The organism is Verrucosispora sp. WMMA2044 (assembly GCF_027497155.1).
Taxonomy (GTDB): Bacteria; Actinomycetota; Actinomycetes; order Mycobacteriales; family Micromonosporaceae; genus Micromonospora; species Micromonospora palythoicola.
The window spans coordinates 877,244-897,838 of the sequence record NZ_CP114913.1; the positions used below are offsets into that span (position 1 = coordinate 877,244).

Annotated in this window: 9 protein-coding genes; 8 read left to right on the forward strand and 1 reads right to left on the reverse strand. The window is 67.1% G+C overall.

The window, feature by feature from the left end; all coding sequences use genetic code 11:
• Positions 1 to 8: 8 nt before the first annotated feature.
• Together eccCa and O3597_RS04090 are read left to right on the forward strand one after the other, a co-directional pair.
• Positions 9 to 4,031, forward strand: coding sequence for a type VII secretion protein EccCa (gene eccCa / locus O3597_RS04085; protein ID WP_281603285.1), 4,023 nt, complete (start codon positions 9 to 11; stop codon positions 4,029 to 4,031).
• Positions 4,032 to 4,038: 7 nt separating this feature from the next.
• Positions 4,039 to 5,397: an EsaB/YukD family protein gene (locus O3597_RS04090; protein WP_281603286.1), complete on the forward strand. Its 1,359-nt coding sequence runs from the start codon at positions 4,039 to 4,041 to the stop codon at positions 5,395 to 5,397.
• 18 nt (positions 5,398 to 5,415) lie between these two features.
• Here the strand turns inward: O3597_RS04090 and O3597_RS04095 are convergent, their stop codons facing one another.
• Positions 5,416 to 6,033: a response regulator transcription factor gene (locus tag O3597_RS04095; RefSeq protein ID WP_281603287.1), complete on the reverse strand. Its 618-nt coding sequence runs from the start codon at positions 6,031 to 6,033 to the stop codon at positions 5,416 to 5,418.
• 181 nt (positions 6,034 to 6,214) lie between these two features.
• Here O3597_RS04095 and O3597_RS04100 point away from each other — a divergent pair, with 181 nt between their 5' ends.
• The 6 genes from O3597_RS04100 to O3597_RS04125 all read left to right on the forward strand — a co-directional run bounded on the left by O3597_RS04100 (position 6,215) and on the right by O3597_RS04125 (position 20,590).
• Positions 6,215 to 9,448, forward strand: coding sequence for a hypothetical protein (locus O3597_RS04100; RefSeq protein WP_281603288.1), 3,234 nt, complete (start codon positions 6,215 to 6,217; stop codon positions 9,446 to 9,448).
• Positions 9,449 to 9,612: 164 nt separating this feature from the next.
• Positions 9,613 to 9,933, forward strand: coding sequence for a WXG100 family type VII secretion target (locus O3597_RS04105; protein ID WP_164449501.1), 321 nt, complete (start codon positions 9,613 to 9,615; stop codon positions 9,931 to 9,933).
• Positions 9,934 to 9,957: 24 nt separating this feature from the next.
• Positions 9,958 to 10,269: a WXG100 family type VII secretion target gene (locus O3597_RS04110; protein WP_164449502.1), complete on the forward strand. Its 312-nt coding sequence runs from the start codon at positions 9,958 to 9,960 to the stop codon at positions 10,267 to 10,269.
• Between the two features lie 126 nt (positions 10,270 to 10,395).
• Complete coding sequence (locus O3597_RS04115; RefSeq protein ID WP_164449503.1) at positions 10,396 to 10,710, forward strand: YbaB/EbfC family nucleoid-associated protein; 315 nt, start codon at positions 10,396 to 10,398, stop codon at positions 10,708 to 10,710.
• Between the two features lie 19 nt (positions 10,711 to 10,729).
• Positions 10,730 to 12,940 (forward strand): hypothetical protein, encoded by a 2,211-nt coding sequence (locus tag O3597_RS04120; RefSeq protein ID WP_281603289.1) that lies wholly within the window; start codon positions 10,730 to 10,732, stop codon positions 12,938 to 12,940.
• A 45-nt stretch (positions 12,941 to 12,985) separates the two neighbouring features.
• A complete protein-coding gene (locus tag O3597_RS04125; RefSeq protein ID WP_281603290.1) occupies positions 12,986 to 20,590 on the forward strand; it encodes a hypothetical protein in 7,605 nt (2,534 codons plus the stop codon).
• The last annotated feature ends 5 nt before the right edge of the window (positions 20,591 to 20,595 follow it).

A 20,595-nucleotide genomic window follows, 5' to 3' on the forward strand; every position in this document is an offset into this window, starting at 1 on the left:
GGAGCCCGATGAGCCGTCTGGCGTTCCACCGGCCCGCGCGTCTACTGCTGCCGGAGCTTCCCTCGCAGGCGGTCACCCTCCCGAACCCGCCGGAGCCGCCCAAGGAGAACCCGTCGAACAACGCGTGGAGTGTCCTGCTTCCGTTGCTGTCCAGTGTGGGCATGGCCGCCTACATGGTGACCTTCGGTCGGCCCGCGTTGATCATCATCGGTGTGCTGTTCTTTCTGACCTCGACCGGCGCGGTCGTCGGCATGCGGATGGCGCAGCGCAGCACGAACAGCAAGCAGGCCCGCAGGGCCCGTGCCCGGTACCGCCGCCACCTCGCGCTCGCCCGCGACGAGGCGCGCGAGGTCGCGACCGCGCAGCGTACGGTCGCTGTCCTGGCGCACCCCGACCCGCACCGGCTCTGGTCGATCAGCGCCAATCGGCACCGGGTGTGGGAGCGGCGGCAGAGCGACAAGGACTTCCTCCGGGTACGGCTCGGCCACGGCGCGGTCCGGCTGGCCACCCCGCTTGGCATGGACCCAAACATGGACCCGCTCGGCGACTTCGACTGGGACTCGTTTCAGGCCGCGCACCGGCTCATCGACCGGATGGGCCACGTCGAGAAGCAGCCGATGGTCGTCGACGTGGGCCGGGCCGGCGTCATCAGCATCGTGGGCGACCCGCCGCGGACCGAAGTGCTCGCCCGTGCCCTGCTGATCCAGATCGGCGTGCTCCACGCGCCCGACGACGTCACCATCGCCGTCGAAACCTCCGGCACCGAGCAGTGGGAGTGGACCAAGTGGCTGCCGCACACCTTCGAGCCCGACGCCAAAGGTGACAGCGGCACCGTGTCGCTGGTCGCCGAGGACCCCGAGGTGCTCGGCGCGTTCCTCGCCGGTGAGTTGGCCAGACGCAACGAGCAGGTGATGAGCCGGCGCAACATGCTCAGTAGCGAGCGCCTCGCCGAGGTCAGGCAGCGCCGCCTCGTCGTCCTCTTCACCGGGTTTGCGCCGTTCTCCGACTGGGGTCGCTCCGATCTCATGAACGCGCTGCTGCAGGCCGCAGGTCACCAGCTCGGCATCACGCTGATCTTTCTCAGCGAGCAGGACCGCGACGAGCCGGGCCGCGTCGACCTGCGTATCCGTTTCGACGGCGAGGGCAACATCGTCACCGAGGGGGACCTCGATGCGATCGTCACGCCCGCGTACCGGTGCCAGCCCGACGAGATCAGCCAGCAACTCGCCGAGATCATCGCCCGCAACCTCGCCCCGCTGCGGCTCAGCGACGAGCGGGAGCAGGTGCTGACCCGCACTCGATCGCTCAGCGAGATGGTGCTGGGCAGCGATCCCGGCCGCGCCGATGTGACCAGCCGCTGGATCAGGGCGGGCGACCCGCGCCTGCTGCGCGTACCGATCGGCACCGACGGCGACGGCCAGACGGTGATCTTGGATATCAAGGAATCCGGTCAGGGCGGCTTCGGTCCCCACGGGCTCATCGTGGGCGCGACCGGCTCCGGCAAGTCGGAACTCCTGCGGACACTGGTCACCGGCCTGGCACTGACGCACTCGCCGGAACTGCTCTCCTTCGTCCTGATCGACTTCAAAGGCGGTGCGGCGTTCGCGCCGCTCAAGGACCTCCCGCACGTCGCGGGCTTGATCACCAACCTGGCCGACGACGCGGCGATGATCGACCGCGTCCTCGCCGCGCTCATGGGCGAGCAGCAGCGGCGTCAGCGCATCCTGCGCGACGCCGGAAACGTCGACACCGTACGCGAATACCAGAATCGGCACGCCGCAGGCGCCACCGGCCCCGACGGCGAACGCCTCGAACCCCTGCCCACGCTGCTCATCATCGTCGACGAGTTCGGCGAACTGCTCTCCGGACGCCCCGAGTTCGCCGAACTGTTCGTCCAGATCGGCCGGGTTGGTCGGTCACTGGGCATGCACCTGCTCATGGCGACCCAGCGGCTGGAGGAAGGCAAGCTGCGCGGCCTCGACTCGCACCTGTCGTACCGGATCTGCCTGCGTACGTTCTCGGCCGCCGAAAGCCGGACGGTGATCGGCACGACGGACGCGTACAAACTGCCCTCGATTCCCGGGTCCGCCTACTTGAAGGTGGACGAGTCGATCTACCAGAGGTTCCGTGTCGCCCATGTCTCCGCTCCGTACATCAGCCCGGCCGAACGCCTGGCCGGCGCGGGTGCGGGCGGGGGCGACATCACCATCGTGCCATTCGACCTGCGCACCGACGCCGTCGTCGTCGAACGCGACAGCGACGAACTCGCGGCACTGGCCGCCCGACCCGGTCCCACCGAGCTGCAGGTCCTCGCCGAACGACTGCAGTCCATCGCCAGCCCCGCACACCAGGTGTGGCTGCCACCGCTGCCCGCCGCACTGGCCCTCGACCACCTCATCGGCCGGCCGGCGCCCAAGGCCGGCCGCGGCTACGCCGCCCGCGTGTGGCCGCTCTCCGGCCGCCTTGCCGTCCCGATCGGCCTCATCGACCTGCCGCTCAAACAGGACCAGGAAACCCTGGTCATGGACTTCGGCGGCGTGCACGGGCACCTCGCTGCCGTCGGCGCCCCGCGCACCGGCCGCAGCACGTTCCTGCGTACCGTCATGATGTCCGGGATGCTCACCCACACCCCCGAGGAGCTGCAGTTCTACTGCATCGACTTCGGCGGCGGCACACTGCACCCGTACGCCGGAACGCCGCATGTCGGCAACGTCGCCGGGCGCAACGAGCCCGAGCTCGTCAACCGCATGTTCGCCGAGATCCGTACGCTGATCGTACGACGCGAGCGGGAAATGCGTGAGCTGGGCATCGAGTCCATCACCGAACTGCGCGAGCGCCGCCAGGCAGGGCTGTTACCGGACGGGCTACGGACAGCCGATGTCTTCCTGCTGATCGACAACTGGGGGGCGCTGCGGGCCGAGTTCGAGAGCGCGGAGGCGTACGTCACCGAGATCGCCGCCCGCGGTCTCGGCGTCGGTGTGCATCTCGTCCTGACCTCCGGACGCTGGAACGACATCCGCCCCGCCCTGCGCGACAGCATCGGCACCCGCATCGAGTTGCGGCTCAACGACAGCACCGAATCCGACGTCAACCGCCGGCTCGCCGCGCGAATCCCGTCCAACATGGCTGGCCGAGGCATCAGCGCACCCGGTGTCTTCTTCCATCTCGTGCTGCCCCGCCTCGACGGTGTCGACTCCGGCGACGGGCTGCGCGAGGCCCAGCAGGAAGCCCTCGCCAAGATTACCGAGCACTGGGCCGGCCCGGTCGCGTCACCAGTCCGGCTGCTACCGCAGCGTGTGCTGGTCGACGACCTGTCGCCGCTGCCCGGTGCGGCGGTACCGGTCGGCCTCGCCGAGCACGACCTCTCAACGGTCGGGCTCGACCTCATGGACGGCGACCCGCACTTCCTCGTCTACGGCGACGCCGGGGCGGGCAAGAGTTCGCTGCTGCGGACCTGGCTTGCCGGGCTCACCGCGCGCACCTCACCATACGACATGCGCGTCGTCCTCTTCGACTACCGGCACTCCCTCCTGGACGCCGTGCCGGAAGAGCACCTCGGCGCGTACGCCGGGGACGCGGGGACGGCCCAGGTGTACGTGCAGCAGGTGGTGGAGAAGCTCAAGGAACGCGTGCCACCGCCAGACATCACCCCCGCACAGCTCAAGGCGCGCGACTGGTGGGAGGGCACCGAGATCTACGTCGTTGTGGACGACTACGACCTGATTGTCGGCCCGCAGAGTGTCCTCGCACCCTTCCTGCCGTTCATCCCGCAGGCCCGCGAGGTCGGCCTGCACATGGTCCTCGCCCGCCGCGTCTCCGGGATGATCCGCACCGGGATGTCCGATGTGCTCACCACCCGCATCCGCGACATGGGCTGCGGTGGCCTGATTCTCTCCGGTGATCCTCGGGAGGGCGTCGTCCTCGGCGATGAACGGGCGGCACAACGGCCACCGGGCCGAGGTGTGCTTGTCCGCCGCGGCCAGCCCAACCGTCTCATTCAGACCGCTTTCATCGAAACCACCCAGGGGTGACCCCGTCATGGCCAACGAACAGACCCGTGTCACTGTGGTGGGTACCTACCGCAGCGCCGACATCGTCCTCCCGTCGCTGAGCCCCCTCGGCGAGTTCACCTGGCGGCTCGCCGAGGTGTGCGGCCAGGACAGCAACGACCAGCTCCCACCGGTATGGACGCTGTCCCGCCCGGATACCGGGCCGCTCGCTCTCGACACCAGCCTGCTGCAAGCCGGCGTTGTCGACGGCGAGGTGCTCTACCTCTACGACTTGGCCGGCAGCCCGGTGGTGGCGCCCATCGTCAAGGACATCGACGAGATCGTCGCCGAGGAGACCGAGGAGCTGCGGCTGCGCTCGGCACACCCCGGCCCCGTCGTCACCGGCGTCGGCCTGCTGTTCCTGCTGGCCGCAGCGCTGCTCGTCGGGCTACGACACAACGCCGACACCGGAGCGGCGATCGGGCTCACCGTCGGCGGCCTCGTACTGCTGGGAGTGGCATGGGGCATACGTCAGAAGGAGTCGGCCACCCCGCCGGTCCTCATTCAGCTCATGGCACTGACGGCTGTCCCTGCCCTGGGCACTGGGGGCGCACTCGTCGCCGAAGGGCTCGCCTTCTCCGGCTGGGCCGGTGCCGCCATCGGCGCCAACACCGCGATGCTCATGGCCATTGCGATGCTCGGGGACATCCTGCTCGTCGCGATCGAACTCTCGTTCGTCGCCGGCGGCGGCCTGGTCGCGCTGACCGCCAGCCTCGGTGCCGACCCCGTCGAATCCAGCGCGGTCGTCGCCGCCGTGGCGATCGGCATGCTGGCGATCTCACGTCGGCTCGCCGCCACCGTCACCGCCTGGGGCCAGAAACTGCCGCGCGGACGGCAATCTTTCGCCGAGGCCACCACCGGGCTCGTCCACAGCTCCGCCCGAACCACCGCAGTGGTCATGGGCGGGCCGACCGCCGCGCTCTGCGTCACCCTTCCGTTGCTGGCGCTCTCCGAACGGGCCCTCGCGGTGATCCTCTCGGGTGTATGTTGTCTGGCTCTGTTCGCCCGCATCCGGGGTGCGGCCTTCACCGCCGAATTGTGGATGCTCGGCGTCGCCACCGCCGCCGGACTGTTCGGTTTGCTGGCCACAGCCGTCACGGCGATGGGTGGTGCCGGCGCGTCGTCGCTGCTCGTAGGCACGGGGCTCGCCATCGTGCTGTTCGGCGTCGGCATGAGCGTGCTCATTCCGCCACGCAAGAAGCACACCGGCTCCGGACCGAAGCCACCGATCCGCCGCAGCCGCGCCGAATTCGTGGGTGCCGGGGCTGCCATGGCGATCGCGCCGCTGACGATCGGTGTCTTCGGTGCCTTCGGGCACCTGACAATGGTGGGCCGGACGCTGTTCTGAGGCGATGCTGGTCCCGGCTCAGCCTTCGACGGGCAGAAGGTGGCCCAGTTCGATGGCGCGACGGGTCAGCTCCGCCTTGTTGCCGGCGTTCAGCTTCGCGCGGATCCGCTTCGCGTACGTGTTTACCGTCGCCTGCGACAACCCCATCCGGGTCGCGATCTGCGAATGCGTGTACCCCGAGGCGATCCACCGCAGCGTCTCCACTTCGCGCGGAGCCAGCGCCCCCGGCTCCTCCGCAGGACCTCGCGAAAGCTCCTCCGGCAGCCGGTCCGCCAGGCGCCGGCACAGGTAGAAACCACCTTGGGCGGTCACCCGCATCGCTTCACGCACGGCATCCTGCTCCGCCTGCCGGCTCAAACAGCCGCGCACACCCGCGAGGATCGACTCCATCAGGCCGGTACGTCCCGGCCAGTCGGCGCTGACCAGCACCGGGCCGTGCGTAATCGTCCGCCTGATCAGGTCACTCACCGTCAGCTCCGGCCGGGCCACATCCAGCACGACCAGGTCGAAGCGGCCGGTCAGCTCACCGACGTCGCTCACCGCCGACGCCACCCGCAGATTCGGATCGTCCCCGGCCAGTTTCTCCAGACCGGCCCGCCAGGTCGGCTGCTCCGCCACCACCGCGACCGTGTACACAGGCTCCTCCAGACGGCTCCCACGCCGCAAGGGGAACCCATCTGAGACGTACGCGAGACCCCTTCGGTTCGACGGCGCCGCCAGGAAATCTCGGACGTCCCCGAACGGATGTCTTGTCTCCTTCTCGGGTCCCGCCCATACGCTCTGGTCGCTATCCCACGATCGAACGCAGGAGCGTGCCGTGCCCACCCAGAAACTTGCTGACGGCACCGTGGTCGACTACGACGCTGCCGGCCGCATCCTGCGCCAGCAACTCCCCGACGGCACGGTGTTCGACCAGTTCACGGCGGATGGCTGGCCCACCCGCGGCTCCATTCCGGGCTCCGGCCAGGTGTCGATCTCGTATGCCTCGGACGGTTCGAGCATCTGGTCGTACGCGGATGGGATGCAGGTTTTCCGTGACCCGGATGGTGATGTCGTCCGCCAGCAGACACCCGATGGCGCGGTCTTTGATCGTTTCACCGTCGACGGGCGGCCTACCCACGGGGTTCTGCCTGATGCGGACGGCGGTGCGCCGCAGGAGGTGTCGATCTCGTACGGTGGCGACGGCAACAGCACCTGGTCGTACGCCGACGGATCGATGGTCGATCGGGATGTGGCCGGTGGTGTTACGCGTCAGGTGACGTCTGATGGTGCGGTGTTCGATCGGTTCAACGGCGATGGCGCGCCCATCCACGGCACGGTGGGTGGCCAGTCGGTGGACATCGCCTACCAGGCTGACGGCGGCAGCGTCTGGTCGTACGGCGATGGCACCACCGTGACCCGCGACTCGGGTGGGGCGGTTGTCGGGGAGGTGACGTCTGATGGTGCTGTTTTTGATGCTTTTGATGGTGAGGGTCGTCCGACGCATGGTGTGATTGATGGCCAGTCGGTTGGTATTTCGTACGCGGTGGATGGTGCGAGTTCGTGGTCGTTTGCTGATGGCAGCGCGGTCGTGCGTGATGCCGAAGGGGATGTTGTTCGGCAGACGACTGCTGATGGTGCGGTGTTCGACGCGTTTGCTGTTGATGGTAGGCCGACGCGCGGAACGATTGATGGTCAGCAGGTCGATATTTCGTATGGTGGTGATGGTTCCAGCACCTATCGATTCTCGGATGGTGTGACGGTTGAGCGTGACGCCGTTGGTGATGTGGTGCGGATGGCCACCCCTGAGGGCGTGGTCTTCAATCGGTTTAACGGCGATGGCGCACCTACCCACGGCACGGTGAATGGCCAGTCGGTGGACATCGCCTACCAGGCTGACGGCGGCAGCGTCTGGTCGTACGGCGATGGCACCACCGTGACCCGCGACTTCGACGGGGTGGTTGTTCGGCAGGAGACGCCGGATGGCGCGGTGTTCGATGTTTTTGATGGTGAGGGTCGTCCGACGCATGGCATCGTCGGTGGGCAAGAGGTCGGCATTACCTATTCCGGTGCTGGCTCCAGCACCTGGTCGTACGCCGATGGCACGGTCACCGTGCAGAACGCCGATGGTGATCCGGTCCGGCAGACCACGGCGGATGGTGCAGTGTTCGACCGGTTCGATGGTCAGGGCCAGCCGACGCACGGCACCGTTGGTGGGCTATCGGTTGATATCTCGTACGCGGCAGACGGTGCGAGTACCTGGTCGTACGCTGATGGCAGCACGGTCGCGCGTAACGCCGAAGGGGATGTTGTTCGGCAGACGACAGCCGACGGTGCGGTGTTCGACGCGTTCACTACCGATGGTAGGCCGACGCGCGGAACGATCGATGGTCAGCAGGTCGATATCTCGTATGGCGGCGACGGGTCCAGCACCTATCGGTTCGCGGACGGCTCGATGGTGGAGCGCAACGCTGCCGGTGATCTGACCCGGCAGGGTACGGCCGACGGTGCGGTGTTCGACCGGTTCACTGCCGATGGCAGACCGACCCATGGCACTTTGCCGGGTGCGGGCGGAGGTGCGCCGCAGCAGGTCGATATCTCGTATGGCCGTGACGGTTCCAGCACCTACCGGTTTGCCGATGGCACGACGGTCGAGCGTGACGCCGATGGCGATGTGGTGCGGATGACCACCTCAGAGGGTGCGGTCTTCGATCGATTCAACGGCGATGGCGCGCCAACCCACGGCACGGTGAATGGCCAGTCGGTGAGCATCGCCTACCAGCCTGATGGTGGCAGTGTCTGGACGTTTGGGGATGGCACTGTTGTCGAGCGTGATGCGGGTGGGGTGGTTGTTCGGCAGGAGACGCCGGATGGTGCGGTGTTCGATGTTTTTGATGGTGAGGGTCGTCCGACGCATGGGGTGGTCGGGGGGCAGTCGGTTGGCATCGCGTACGGGGATGGTGGTGGCAGTGTCTGGACGTTTGGGGATGGCACTGTTGTCGAGCGTGATGCGGGTGGGGTGGTTGTTCGGCAGGAGACGCCGGATGGTGCGGTGTTCGATGTTTTTGATGGTGAGGGTCGTCCGACGCATGGGGTGGTCGGGGGGCAGTCGGTTGGCATCGCGTACGCGGACGATGGCAGCAGCATCTGGACGTACGACGGAGACGGGACCAGGGTCTACCGCACCCCCGACGGCAACGTCACCAAACAGGTCATGGCTGACGGGACGACGTACGACAGGTTCGACGCCGACGGACGCCCGACCCATGGCATGGTTCCGGCCCGTGACGGCCAGCCGGCGCAGGAGTTCTCGACCGTCTACGCGCCGGACGGTTCGAGCACCTGGAAGTACGGTGATGGCGCGGTTGTCCAGCGCAACGGCGCCGGTGACGTCGTCGCGATGCAGTCTGGTGGATGGACGTTCAACACGTTCGACGACCAGGGCCGGCCGACCGCGGGCAAGGAGGACGGCACCGGTACCACGGTGGCGGTCGTTTACGCGAATGATGGCAGCAGCGTCTGGACGTACAACGATGGCACGATCGTCACCCGCGACCCCGACGGTGACGTCGCCACCATGCAGTCGAACGGCTGGACGTACGACGAGTTCGATGGTCAGGGCCGGCCGATCCACGGCTTCGACGGCAACGGCAACACCGTCGACATCAGATACAGGTCCGACGGGATCATCGAGTCGAGGTTCGGTGACGGCACAGTGGTCGGTACCGACCGGGACGGCCGGCCAGTCTATCAAATCGTCGACGGGGAGTACGCGGAGTTCGCCGTCGAGATCCCGAAGCTCGGCGAGGCGATCAAGACGATCACGCGCGAGCGTGACGTGATCGAGGGCGACCTGAGGCTCATCAGGATGTGGTTCGAGGAAATGATCGGCATCGTCTGGGTGAGCCCGTCGGGAGCCAAATACCAGGAACTCGCCAGAGACATCAACAAGCTGGCGGACGACACCAAGGGGCTGCTCGATGACGCGATCCTGGCGATGCAAAAGTCGTACGACAACTACGTCGGTGCCGAGGGCACGAACACCGGCAACCTGACCAACACCAAGAATTGAACGCTTTCCAACCGGGTCGGGTAAGAGTTTGTGGGCCGACGCCGGTCCGTGCCGCCTCGGCCACGTCGGAGGTGGTTCAATGCGGATGTCCCCCAAAGAGGAGTCTCGCATCGGGGCGGTGGACACCGGGACCATGACAGGGACGAGTCGAGGGAGGAACGGCGATGGACCACATTCTCGTAACACCGGAGATGATCTCCGATGCGGCGGCGAGCTGTGACAACACCGCGACGCACATCGACGGTGAGCTGGCGGCGCTGCGGTCCTACGTGGTGAACCTCCAGGCGATCTGGCACGGCGTCGCGTCGGACCAGTTCAACATGCTGATGCACGACTTCGACGTCTTCGGCAAGATGCTGCACAGCTCACTCACGGACATCGCATCCGGCCTGCGTGGCAACTTCGTCAACTACGTCGACGCCGAGGAGGCCAACATCGCCAGTCTGGTCGCGGTCAACGGCGACATCCCCGGCGCCCGGCTCTAGCGGAATCAGGATCAGGAGCGAACCATGGCAGACCCCACCACGAGCAATCTGCGTGTTCCCGCAGAACTTGAGATCGCTGGCCAGCAGCTCAACACGAAGGCGACCGAGATCGTCGGCCAGTTGGAGGCGCTCATCGCCAAGCTGGCGCCCCTGCAGGACACCTGGGAGGGCCCTGCGCAGTCCTACTACCAGGGACTACAGAACCAGTGGAACATCGCGGCGGACGGACTTTTCGGTCCGACCGGTGTACTCGGGCAGATCGCCGCAGCGATGAACGTGTCGTGGAACAACTACGCCGACGGCGAGTGGGCGAACGTTCGTACCTGGAAGAGTTGAGCACAACCCCCGAGAAGCCGCCGCCGGATCCGGCGGCGGCTTCCGCACGTCCCCCTTCGGGGACCTGGCAGGTGATCCCGCATCCCATGGGAGCGTGTCGTGAACCCCTGCCGAAGGAGTAACGCGATGGCGTCCAACGATCTGAACCAAATGCTGGAGCGGGCGCGGATGGTCACGGAGCAGATGGCGGACATGCGGGACCGGCTCACCGCCAGTGAGGTCGTCGGCACCTCCCACGACGGCACGGTGGCTGTGACCATGACCGCGGACGCCGAGTTCCGCGACGTCCGACTCGACCCGGAACTGCTGGAACGCGCCCGCCCCGAGGAGGTCGAGGATCTCGTGCTGGAGGCCCTCAAGGACGCCGGTGCGCAACTGCGCCAGATGACCGAGCAGCGGATGGGGCAGCTGACCGAGGCGCTGTCAGCTTTCGGCCGGTAGCGGATAGGGGAGAACCGGCATGGGAGTGCTCGAAGACTGTCTCGAATTCCTGACCATGGCGGGTCAGGGCAAGGTTGTGCTGCGGACCGGCTCGGCAGCGGCACCGCTGGACGCCGGCCTCACCAGCCTGATCGAGACGACGGTCAGCTCAGGCGACGTGTCGGTCTTCCTGCCTATGGACCAGGCAGGCGCGGCCGGGCTGCGTGCCTACCTACGCGGCCTCGTCGACAAGGGTGTGGACGCGGTGGTCGCGCTGATCGACCCGGGCGCCACCACGCTGGTCACCGACCCGGAGAAGCTGCTGGCCGTGCAGCGCGACCTCGGCGTGGCGCTGCATGCACCGGTCGATGCCGTCGCGCCGGGCCTGCTACCGGAGGACCGGCTGTTCCCGGTCGGTGTGAACGGGCTGAAGGCTTCGGCGGACGCGGTGCCGGCGAGCTACCGGCTGGTGCCGGAGGGCCAGGCGGTCCAACGGGCCGCCCTCAGCGACCTCAAAACCTCACAGGTGCCGGCGTCGATCGAGCGGTTGAGAGGGTGGCTGACCGGCAGCCCCGCACGGGCCGGCTCCTGGCCGGGTGACCATTCCGCAGTGGCGGCCGTCCATCACGCGCTGTACGACACCCTGCCCGGTGGTGAGGTCGACAAGCTGCTCTCCTCGCCCCGCCCGGTCTCGCTCGGCACCCTTCAGGAACTCCTGCGGGGCCGGCTCGCGTCTCTGGACCCCGGCACGGTGTGGTCCGAGTTCTCCGCGGGGCGCGCAGCCGCGGCACTGATCCATGGCTGGCCGGACGGAGACGCCAACCCGCGTGCCTTCTGGCTCGTCCGTGATCCGGGTGACGGACGGATGTACTGGGCGGACCCCTTGGCGCACGGGGAGTTGCTGCCTGCGGATCTGGACGGCGCGCACGATGAACGCGCCGCGATCCTGGAACGGCAGAAGTCCACGGCTCTGCTGGTCGACGCATCCGGCAACCCGTACGTCCCGGCCGCCGGAACCGCCGTCGAGGCCGTGCCGCTGGTGTCGATGCACGCCCGGCCGCACGGGCAGTCGATGCTGGTCGGTGCCTGGCCGCAGGCCGCCCGATCCACCATCCGCAAGCAGATCCTCGATGTCGTTTCCGGCTTCGACAGCCCGGTCATCGCCGTGGACGTGCGTCGGGGTCAACCCCTCGACGGCCGCTCCACCATGGACGCCGAGCTGAAGGCGGCATTGAACGAGTCACTGAAGCGCGCCACCGGTGCCCCGGTCGTGGTCGCGACGGAGTACAACGACGACCTGATGTGGTTGGTCCGCAACCAGTACGGCGGGGCGACGGTGGTGCCCAGCACGGGCAATCTCGGCGGCCTCGAAGGCTGGGATGTGCACGGCCAGGGTCTGCCGGAGCGCTATTCGGTGCTCTCCGCCGACGTGCTCGTCTACGCGGGGCGGCAAGCGTCCCGGACCCCGGTGGTGCCGGCACCCCAGGTGCTGCGCGAATTCATCGCATCGCCGAGTTGGCCGGAGGCCGAGCAGTACTTCCGGGCGAACCGGGCCGAGCTGCTGACGCCCGAGTCGATCACCGCGGTGCGGGCGCTCGTCGATCAGTACCACGCCCGTGCCTCGACGCTCGGTCCGGACGGTCTCGCACACGAGGATCACCCGTTCTTCGCCCCCGACCGTGCGTTGCCGGCGTTCGGCGTCCTGCTGGAGGTGGCGTCGCGTACGGCCAACGATCCTCGCACCGAGCCGGTCGCCCCGAATGATCCCTCGCTGCTCGCCGACCGGGTGCCGTACACGGCGCTCGCTGACGAGTCTCTGTTTTTCGGCTACCTCAGCAACCGGCCGGTTCCCGGATCGGCGGGCGGTTTCCAGGACGGCCTGCTGTGGCTGCGCCAGCTGATTGGGGCGATGTTCGCCGAGCCCATAACCGGGGTCGGCCCGGCTGCCGTCGTGGACACGCTGGCCGCTAAAGGCGAGCTGGAGGGGGAACGCGCCGCGCGCAACCCGGGCTCGCCCGAGTTCTTCCGCGCGCACGCCACCGTCGCCGCCGCGCTCCTGCAGACCATCGACCCGGTTCGTTGGGGCGGCAGTGTCTCACCACATGCCCAGATCACGGCGATCGACTGCCTGACGGGCGAGGACCGCGTCGCCTGGCACTACATCATCAAGCAGGAAGTGCAGCCGATCGTGCCGCCGCCTACGCAGAACGAGCTGAGACTCCTCATCGAGGACATCGCCACCTGCTACTGACCCACGGTCCCGCACCCCGACGATTTTCTGGCAGGAGCACGCCTCATGGCTGGCAAGATTCCGGCGATCTGTCTCGAAGGCTGGACCCCGGTCGCCTCGGGCTTGTACCTCAGTGTGGATCCCACCGCCAGCGTGCCTGCGCGGGTGCTCGAAACGCCTGCGCGGCCCGGCATCGTGCAGGTGCATGTGGGCGAGGGCTCGCTGGGCGCGACCCGCATCGTTGATGCCCTGTCCCGGGAGCACGTGGCGACGATCGCCCGTATGGTGCAGATCCTCGCACCGGAGCGAACGGGGTCGATCACCCGCGCCGACGTGGGCTCGGGGCTCGGGCTCCCCGTCGACCTGCCCGGCCGCCTCGACCTTGTCGACCCTGCCGACCAGCGGGTCCTGCCGATCGACGACGGTGGCAGGGTGACGGATCCCCGGTCCGCGACAGGCGTGCGGGTGCTACCGGAGAAGCATCTCGTCGACATCCTGGCGACGGCGGTCGCCAGGGGGGTCGTCCCGGCCGCCTACCCCCCGATGTCGGGGCAGGTCCGCTTCCACGGCGACGGCGTCGAGATCGGTCTGCCCGCCGTGGTGGTGGACGCGCGCCACGGCGGCCTGGCTGAGGTTCGTCCCACCGGGATGACGACCCCGGTGCGTAGCCTTGGCGCGCTGCTCGTCCACCTTGACACGTTGCGGCCGGGAGAGCGGGCCGTCATCGACGTGACCGCATCGGCCGGCGCGCGGGCGGCGACCTATCACGTGCTGGCCGACCCGGACGGGTTGGCCATGCTGCGATTCTCCGCCGACACCGCCGCGTCCGCACGACTGCCCCAATTGTTCGACGCGATGACCATCACCATGCCGGGGCAGCTCGGTCGCTCGGCGGCGAGTCTGGCAACGATGGCTGCGCAACTGCCGCCGGTCGATCTCGACGACCTCGCCGCGTGCGTCACGGGAATACGCAACCTCGCCCGCGACCTGTACGGCAGTGTCCGTACCGGGCAGTCCGCCGACGACCTGGCCACCCTGCCCGGCAGACTGACCCGCTCCTCCGACCCGTCACCGGACCCGTTCGCCGCCGTCGCCGACGGGCAGTGGGGAGCCTTCGACTCGCTGTCGACCGTGTCGCAGGCGTTGCGCGGTGCTCCCGAGGGCACCCGGGGGGCAACGGTCTTCGCTCTGGTCGGACGCCCTGGCGCGATCGGTCACGCGGTGGCCTTCCGGCACACCGTCGACGGCCTGCGGGCCGTCGACTTTCGGGCAGGTGAGGCCGGCACGGTTCGTTCTCCGGAGACGGTTGCCGCCGAGCTGGCCGACGCGCGCATGCTGCTCGTGGACGGTAACGGATCGGTCACCGAGGTTGCGACCGCGGTGGAGTCGGCATCGGCGGTCCGTTCCCTGCTGGATGCCGGTGTCGCCGGCCCGGACGGTGCCCGCTATGCAGGTTTCTTCGACGGAAAGAAGCCTCGCCAGACCGACAAGAAGCCCTCGCTGACCTCGATTGTCGATGACATCGACAAGATGGTTCGGCAGTCAACGTATTCGCATCGGCTTGGGCAATACGGGCGAACCTCGGAAGAGATGCGTCTACGGTACGCCCGCGACAAGCAAGCTGAACTCGAGTCGCAAACTCTCGCCCATCTCAGCCTGCAACTGTTCGACTCGATCAATTCCTTGCGGGAAAGGTACGACCGCGGCATCTCCAGGGATCTTGAGGTGCAAGGTATGCTCATCAACGGGCGACTGCTCTTCGCGACGAACTACAATACGTCCGTCGACCTCGTTGAGGACTCGATCCGGAAGGGAAGGGTCGGAAGTAAGTTCAAGGATGTGCTGGCGCTGAGGTCGAAGGATTTGAGACTTCCGTCGACTACCGATGCGAATGAATACCGTGGCCGCCTGGACAGGAGCGACGACAAGATCGCTGCCGCCTTCGCCGGGGGGCGCGCATCTGTCGCGGCGGCCGCTATGCGTAACAACCCAAAAATGATGTTCGCTGAGGCCGCTCCGAGAGACAGCGGAGCACTCAAATCGCTGCTCACTGATCCGCAGTACCGCGGCTCGGTCGCCATGCTCCGACACGGCGCGAGTGGTGACGATTCCCTACATGCCGAGCAAAAACTGTTGCTCGCGATTGACGCCGCGCACCTGCGACCGGCTGATGTTCAGGGCCCTTTCGTCGTCATGGGAAAGTTCAGGCCGTGTCTCTGTTGCTGGGCTGCACTCAACCATTATCGAGATAGCGGATTTCCCCTCACCTTCAATCCGAACTACGGAGTGTATTACAAGGAGTCCCTGAAGTCGCTCGCCAGATACCTTCCTCGCACGTTCCGTGAACCGACCGGAGCCGACACGGTCTACCCGTACCGGCTCATCACGTGGGCACTTGATCGCAGGATGAGCGTTGCCGCACTTTCCCGGCAGCAGCCGCCGCAGGATGCCATCGACAACAACGGTCTAGAGGTAAATATCGATGCGCAAAACGCGCCGATTCGTGGCTATAACACGGCTTCAGACTCCGAAGTCGAATTTGAGGAGGATGGGCGTCCGTCGCGTGTTGCGAGAACCCTCGACCAGGCAAGCAACGAACTGCGTCACAGGACGCTGGGTGTAAACAAGGTGCAGCCGTTTGTTGCCAGGCCGCCACAGCGGGTGCTGCTCGACGAGGTCAGGGAGAGTGTGCGTCAAGCCTACGAGAGCGGCGATTCTGCTCGGTATGTCGCTGCGATGCAGGCGGCGCATGACAACGGGGCCAACTACGCTGAAATCGCGGAGGCGGCAGGCATCAGTGCCAGTCAGGCCAGCCGTTTGATCAACGGCCGGACCGGCCACGAGAAGCGGGACGGCCGAACGACCGCCGTCACGAAGCGGGTTGCCTCGCGCAGCGGAAGGGTCGAGGCGTCCTCGGTAACGTCGACCAAGACTGGACGGAATTTCAACAAGCGTCCAGATCTCGACGATTTCGGTAAGGAGACACTGAGGCAGGCGCTCGCACAAGCGGGTCTGTACAGTAGCTGGGAAAGCCAAGAAACACTTCAGCCGAGAAAGTTCCCGAACAGCTTCAGTGACACACTAAACTGGGCTCAACAGATATATGGCCGCACGAGCATTGCCGATTATCTGGGTGTGCCCCGAAAGACTCTGGCGAACCATCTCGACAAGCGCTTCGAGCAGCCCAACTGGAGTGCGACCAAGGCTGGAGCCGGTGCCAGCCGACTCGACGATGTCGACGAGGACATGCCCGACGTGGACGAAAGCGTGGCCGAAAGTGTGGCGGACACGGACGGTGGCTATTCGTTCGCCTACGAGGACGTTGAGATGGCAGCTGATTCGACGTCCTACTTCGACGAAAACCTTGGACGGCAGGTGGCCCTTCCGCCGGATCCGCTGCAGTACAGCCAGCCGTCCATCGCCGGGTCGTCGTCGGGGACCTACACGCAAGGCGGTGCAACGTACAGCTCCCTTCCTCGGAACTACGACGACCCTGGTCAAGACACGGCGAACATGACTCAGATCGCCACGGACGACCGGGATATGCCGATCTATGCCAACGCCAGCGGTCGGCAGTTCATCTATGATCCGCAGACTGGCTCCTACGTCTACTACGACGAAGATTGGCAGAGCTATCCCTACGATCGGAACGACCCACGGGGCGCCGGGAAGGGCAGGCACCTCGCCGCACCCGCCACGCCACTGAAGCCGCTGACCGGTGAGGCCGTCACGACGCCGATGACGCATGCCGACGGTGCCGTGTTCGGCACGCCCGGCTCTCAACTCGTCCGTGACCTCGCGGCGCTGCGGCTGCCGGCAGGCACCTTCGCCGTCCTGGGTGAGGGCTACCGGGCGGGCACCGGCGACACGGTCCGCGGCGGTATCCGCAGTGGTGTCGACACCTACGTCACCGCCGACGCTATCAGCGCGCGGATCCCGTCCGGCACGGCGACGGCCGACATCATCGCCTGCGAGGTCGTCAGCACCGGTACGCTGCGGGACCTGTTCCGGCTACGGCCCGAGATGACCGTCGTCGGTGCGGACAGCGAGGTTTTCGTCGTGCCGGGGCCCGGCGGCTCCACCGTGCCTGCGAAGATCTTCACCGCCGAGACGGTCTGGGTCGGTGGCCGGCCCGGGCTGGTACAGACCCCCGCTAACCAGTTCCGGGCGTACCGCCCCGGCATGCTGCCCGACGCGGAACCCGAGGCGCTCGGCCACTTCCTGCCGGGCACGGGCGTACCGACCCCGGCGGAGATGGCGCGTGCGGTCGAGGCCGTCGGCGCTTTCGACCGGTTGCGAACGGGCGGTGCCCGGCACCTGGGCCCGGTGGATTCTCCAATGGACCGGATCGTGAGCGCTCTTACGGAGACCTCACTCGACGACCCGAAACCCGGCATCAAGCGGGCCCGGCCCCTCGCCGACGTCGACAGCCTGTTCAACCACGAGATGCGCATGTTGCTGGAGCGCCAGATCGAGCAGGGCGAACAGCTTGAAAAGTCGCTGAAAAACCTGGGTAAGCAGGGCTACGTCACGTCAGCCCTGGGTGATCGCCTGCACGTGAAGAAGCATCTTCTCGAACTGCGGCGCGCGGTCCACCACCTGCACGGCGCGCTCGAAAGCATTCCCGGGCCCCGCATCGGGGTCCAGGTCACCCCGGACCGGCAGGTGGCCAAGGTACGCGAGGCCGTCGAGGACTATGCGCAGGTCGCCGAGCACACTGCGAAACACATGCGCGAACTCGTCAGCGACGCCGCGGTGAAGGCCGCGGTGCGGGACGACAAGAGTCGGGCGCAGAAAGTCCTGGAACAGACGGTCGGGCTGTTCGAGGGCGCACTCGGATGGACTGCGGGCGTCTTCGTGCCCACCGGCCTGGCGGCCGCTCCGGCACTTGTCAGCCTCGGCGGCAAAGGCGCCGGAATGGCCGCCTTGACGGCGTTCGAGAAGTACCAGGCCAGCGAATTCCAGAAGCAGAACAGCAGCACGAAGGCGCTCCTGCTGGCCGACATCAAGCCGGATCTCATGGCGCGATCGATCGCGATCTCGTACGGCAAGGGCTTCGACCTCTTCATGGCCGCAGCCGGTGTCGGCGGCGCATACGTACCGGGATGGCCGGTAGTCTCCGCCGGTATCACGAAGATCTTCAAGGGCTACCTCGACGAGCGTGTCACGGTACTGACGAAACAGATCGCCGACATCAGGGCCAAGGCCGCCCAGCAGGGCAAAGGTTCGATTCAGGAGAAGGAGATCTATGTCAAGGTCGGCGAACGGCTCTGGCAGGATCTGTTCAAGGAGTTGAAGGCCAAGCTCACCGACGTCAACACGCTCCAGCAGGTCGTCAACGCTGCGAAGGGTGAGCCGGAACTAATCGGCCTGATCGGCCTCGGTAGCGACTTCGCCGTCCAGCTCGGCCTCGGCGTGGTGCTTACCCTCTTCCCGCCGAAGCCCGCCACGAGGATCGACGGTGAGAGCCTGCGCCAGGTCATTATGGACGTCATCGGAAACCGGAACCCGGCCGCCGCGATCACGCCGTCGACCGTTCCGCACGTGGTTCCGGACGAGGCCGTTCCCGACACGGTGCCGCAGACCGACTCGCAGGGTCGGCAGATCCTCGGCTACAACGCCGCAAAGTCCGGGTCGGGGCCCTATGTCAAGATCAACCTGCACGGCACCCGGATCTGGGGCACCTTGACCGACGGGCGCTTCACGCCGGAGGAGCCCGACGCCGGCGCCTTCGTGCAGATGGAGAGGTGGCGGGACCGGGTGATCGGTGCCGACCATTACACCGAGACGGTGCGCGACCCTGCGACCGGCGACGTCGCCGAGGGTGTGCGAGTGGCCGGCACGTGGCACCGCCCGTGGGCGGATAAATATCATTTCCTGTTCGTCCATGACGAGGACGGGACGTGGGAGTGGGCGCGCGCCTTCTCACCGACCGGCCGGATGGACACTGACGAGTTCAATCTCAAGGCCGAGTTCGACCGCAACCCGCAATGGCTCAAGCCGTTCACGTTCGAGGCGCCGAAGGCGCTCGGTGTCGGCTTCGAGCCGCGCCGAACCGAGCCGGTACTGGACTTGTGGTCGCTGCGTCAGTTCGCCGACAACGTGGCCTGGAAGGCCGCCGAGCTGTCACGGACCCACGGGCCGAACATTCCGCTGCGGATCCGCGTCGAGGGCGGCGGCAACGGCCACAACGCGTTGCGCGCCGGGATCGACCGGTTCCACGGCGTGCCCGAGCAGGCCGTCCCGGTCGGTCTGGAACGCGCCGAGGCGGTGCGTACGCCGCTGGTCGCCATGCTGCAAGCCGCGCTAGATCGGTTCGCCTACAAGCACCCAGGTCAGGCCGACCGGCTGCCCCGGGCCGAAGATCTGGTCGCCCCGGCATCGTCCCGCGGCTCGCAACTGGACGCCTCGAGAATGCCCCACGACCTGCTGGTGCAGGACACCGGCATTGACGACGATGCCCTGCACCGGCAGACCCGGGTGTGGTTCGAGGAGCCAGTCGTCTCCGCCCCGGGCTCGCCAGCGTCGGCGCAGAGCAGCTTGGGCTCGTCGTTCCACCAGTCCGACCTGGACGCAAAGCCGAACTGGCTGGCCGACGCGCAGGAGCGGATGCCGCGCCCGCAGGCTGCCCCGATGAACCTGGTTAGCGACAAGGGCGCGCTGGTCGCCAACGGCGCGCCGCCCCGGGAACTGCTCAAACTCGCCGACGATAATCCGGGGCAGGTCTACTTCTGGCTGAGCACCCCGGCCCGGCAGGCACCGACGCCCGGGCAGCTCACCGAACTCAACGAGGTGCTCGAGCAGTTCGCTCAGGGCCAGAGCCAGGTGACGGTCTTCACCAGGGCAACCGTCAGCGATGCACTGCTCGACGTGATCGCCCCCTACGGCGGCGCGCTGGTCAACTCGGCCCCAGCCCGAGCCAGCGGGCTCACCGTCAGTTTGGACAACCCCTGGCACGCCCAGCCAGCGGATCGTACGGTGCCGCGAAGCCAGCGTCCTGAACAGCCCAGCAACAAAATCGACAAACAGCTTGCGGATGCCGTGGCGAGGATGCACCGGAACCCGGGTATCGTCCGCGCCGACGAGAACTTCGGTGAGCTCGTCTGGGGTGGCCTTACCATACGCGAGCAGTACGACCGTCTCCGGTTGGCTCCTGCCACCTATCTCACTCAGGGCAACCGGGAGTTGGCCGCGGGGATGGCCGAACGGGTCCGGCCCAGTATGCGCGCCGGCATCGTGAAGCCACTGCTGGACTTTGGCGCCGAGACCGACGTGGTGCCGCGCTACCACGAGTCGACGATGCAGGCTCGTCCGAAGGTGGTGATCTCGGCCGTCTACGAGCTGGCCGACGCCGGTGTGCGCAGCGACGTCCCGATTACCGCAAGATTCCAGTCGCTGGTCGAGGCCGTTGGCCGCGGGGCGACCGAGCCGACCGAGCGCAACCAGTTCGATTTCACGTCGGCGCTGCTCAAGGCGGTCGACCTGGCCCGCGCCGGCCAGTTCACCGATGTTTCGTCATGGGTCGCGGAGAACAAGCCGCGCCTGGATGCGGCGATGAAGGGCACCTGGGTCGACGCCCTCGGTGACGTCGTCACGGACCTGAAATCCGTCGGTAAGGGTGCCGAGGCAAATCAGCTCGAACGTGTCCTCGCAGCGGTCTACGACTGTTGACCGGC

Coding starts and splice junctions, on each gene's coding strand:
- eccCa (WP_281603285.1), top strand. CDS start 9: ATGAGCCGTCTGGCGTTCCACCGGCCCGCGCGTCTACTGCTGCCGGAG.
- O3597_RS04090 (WP_281603286.1), top strand. CDS start 4,039: ATGGCCAACGAACAGACCCGTGTCACTGTGGTGGGTACCTACCGCAGC.
- O3597_RS04105 (WP_164449501.1), top strand. CDS start 9,613: ATGGACCACATTCTCGTAACACCGGAGATGATCTCCGATGCGGCGGCG.
- O3597_RS04110 (WP_164449502.1), top strand. CDS start 9,958: ATGGCAGACCCCACCACGAGCAATCTGCGTGTTCCCGCAGAACTTGAG.
- O3597_RS04115 (WP_164449503.1), top strand. CDS start 10,396: ATGGCGTCCAACGATCTGAACCAAATGCTGGAGCGGGCGCGGATGGTC.
- O3597_RS04120 (WP_281603289.1), top strand. CDS start 10,730: ATGGGAGTGCTCGAAGACTGTCTCGAATTCCTGACCATGGCGGGTCAG.
- O3597_RS04125 (WP_281603290.1), top strand. CDS start 12,986: ATGGCTGGCAAGATTCCGGCGATCTGTCTCGAAGGCTGGACCCCGGTC.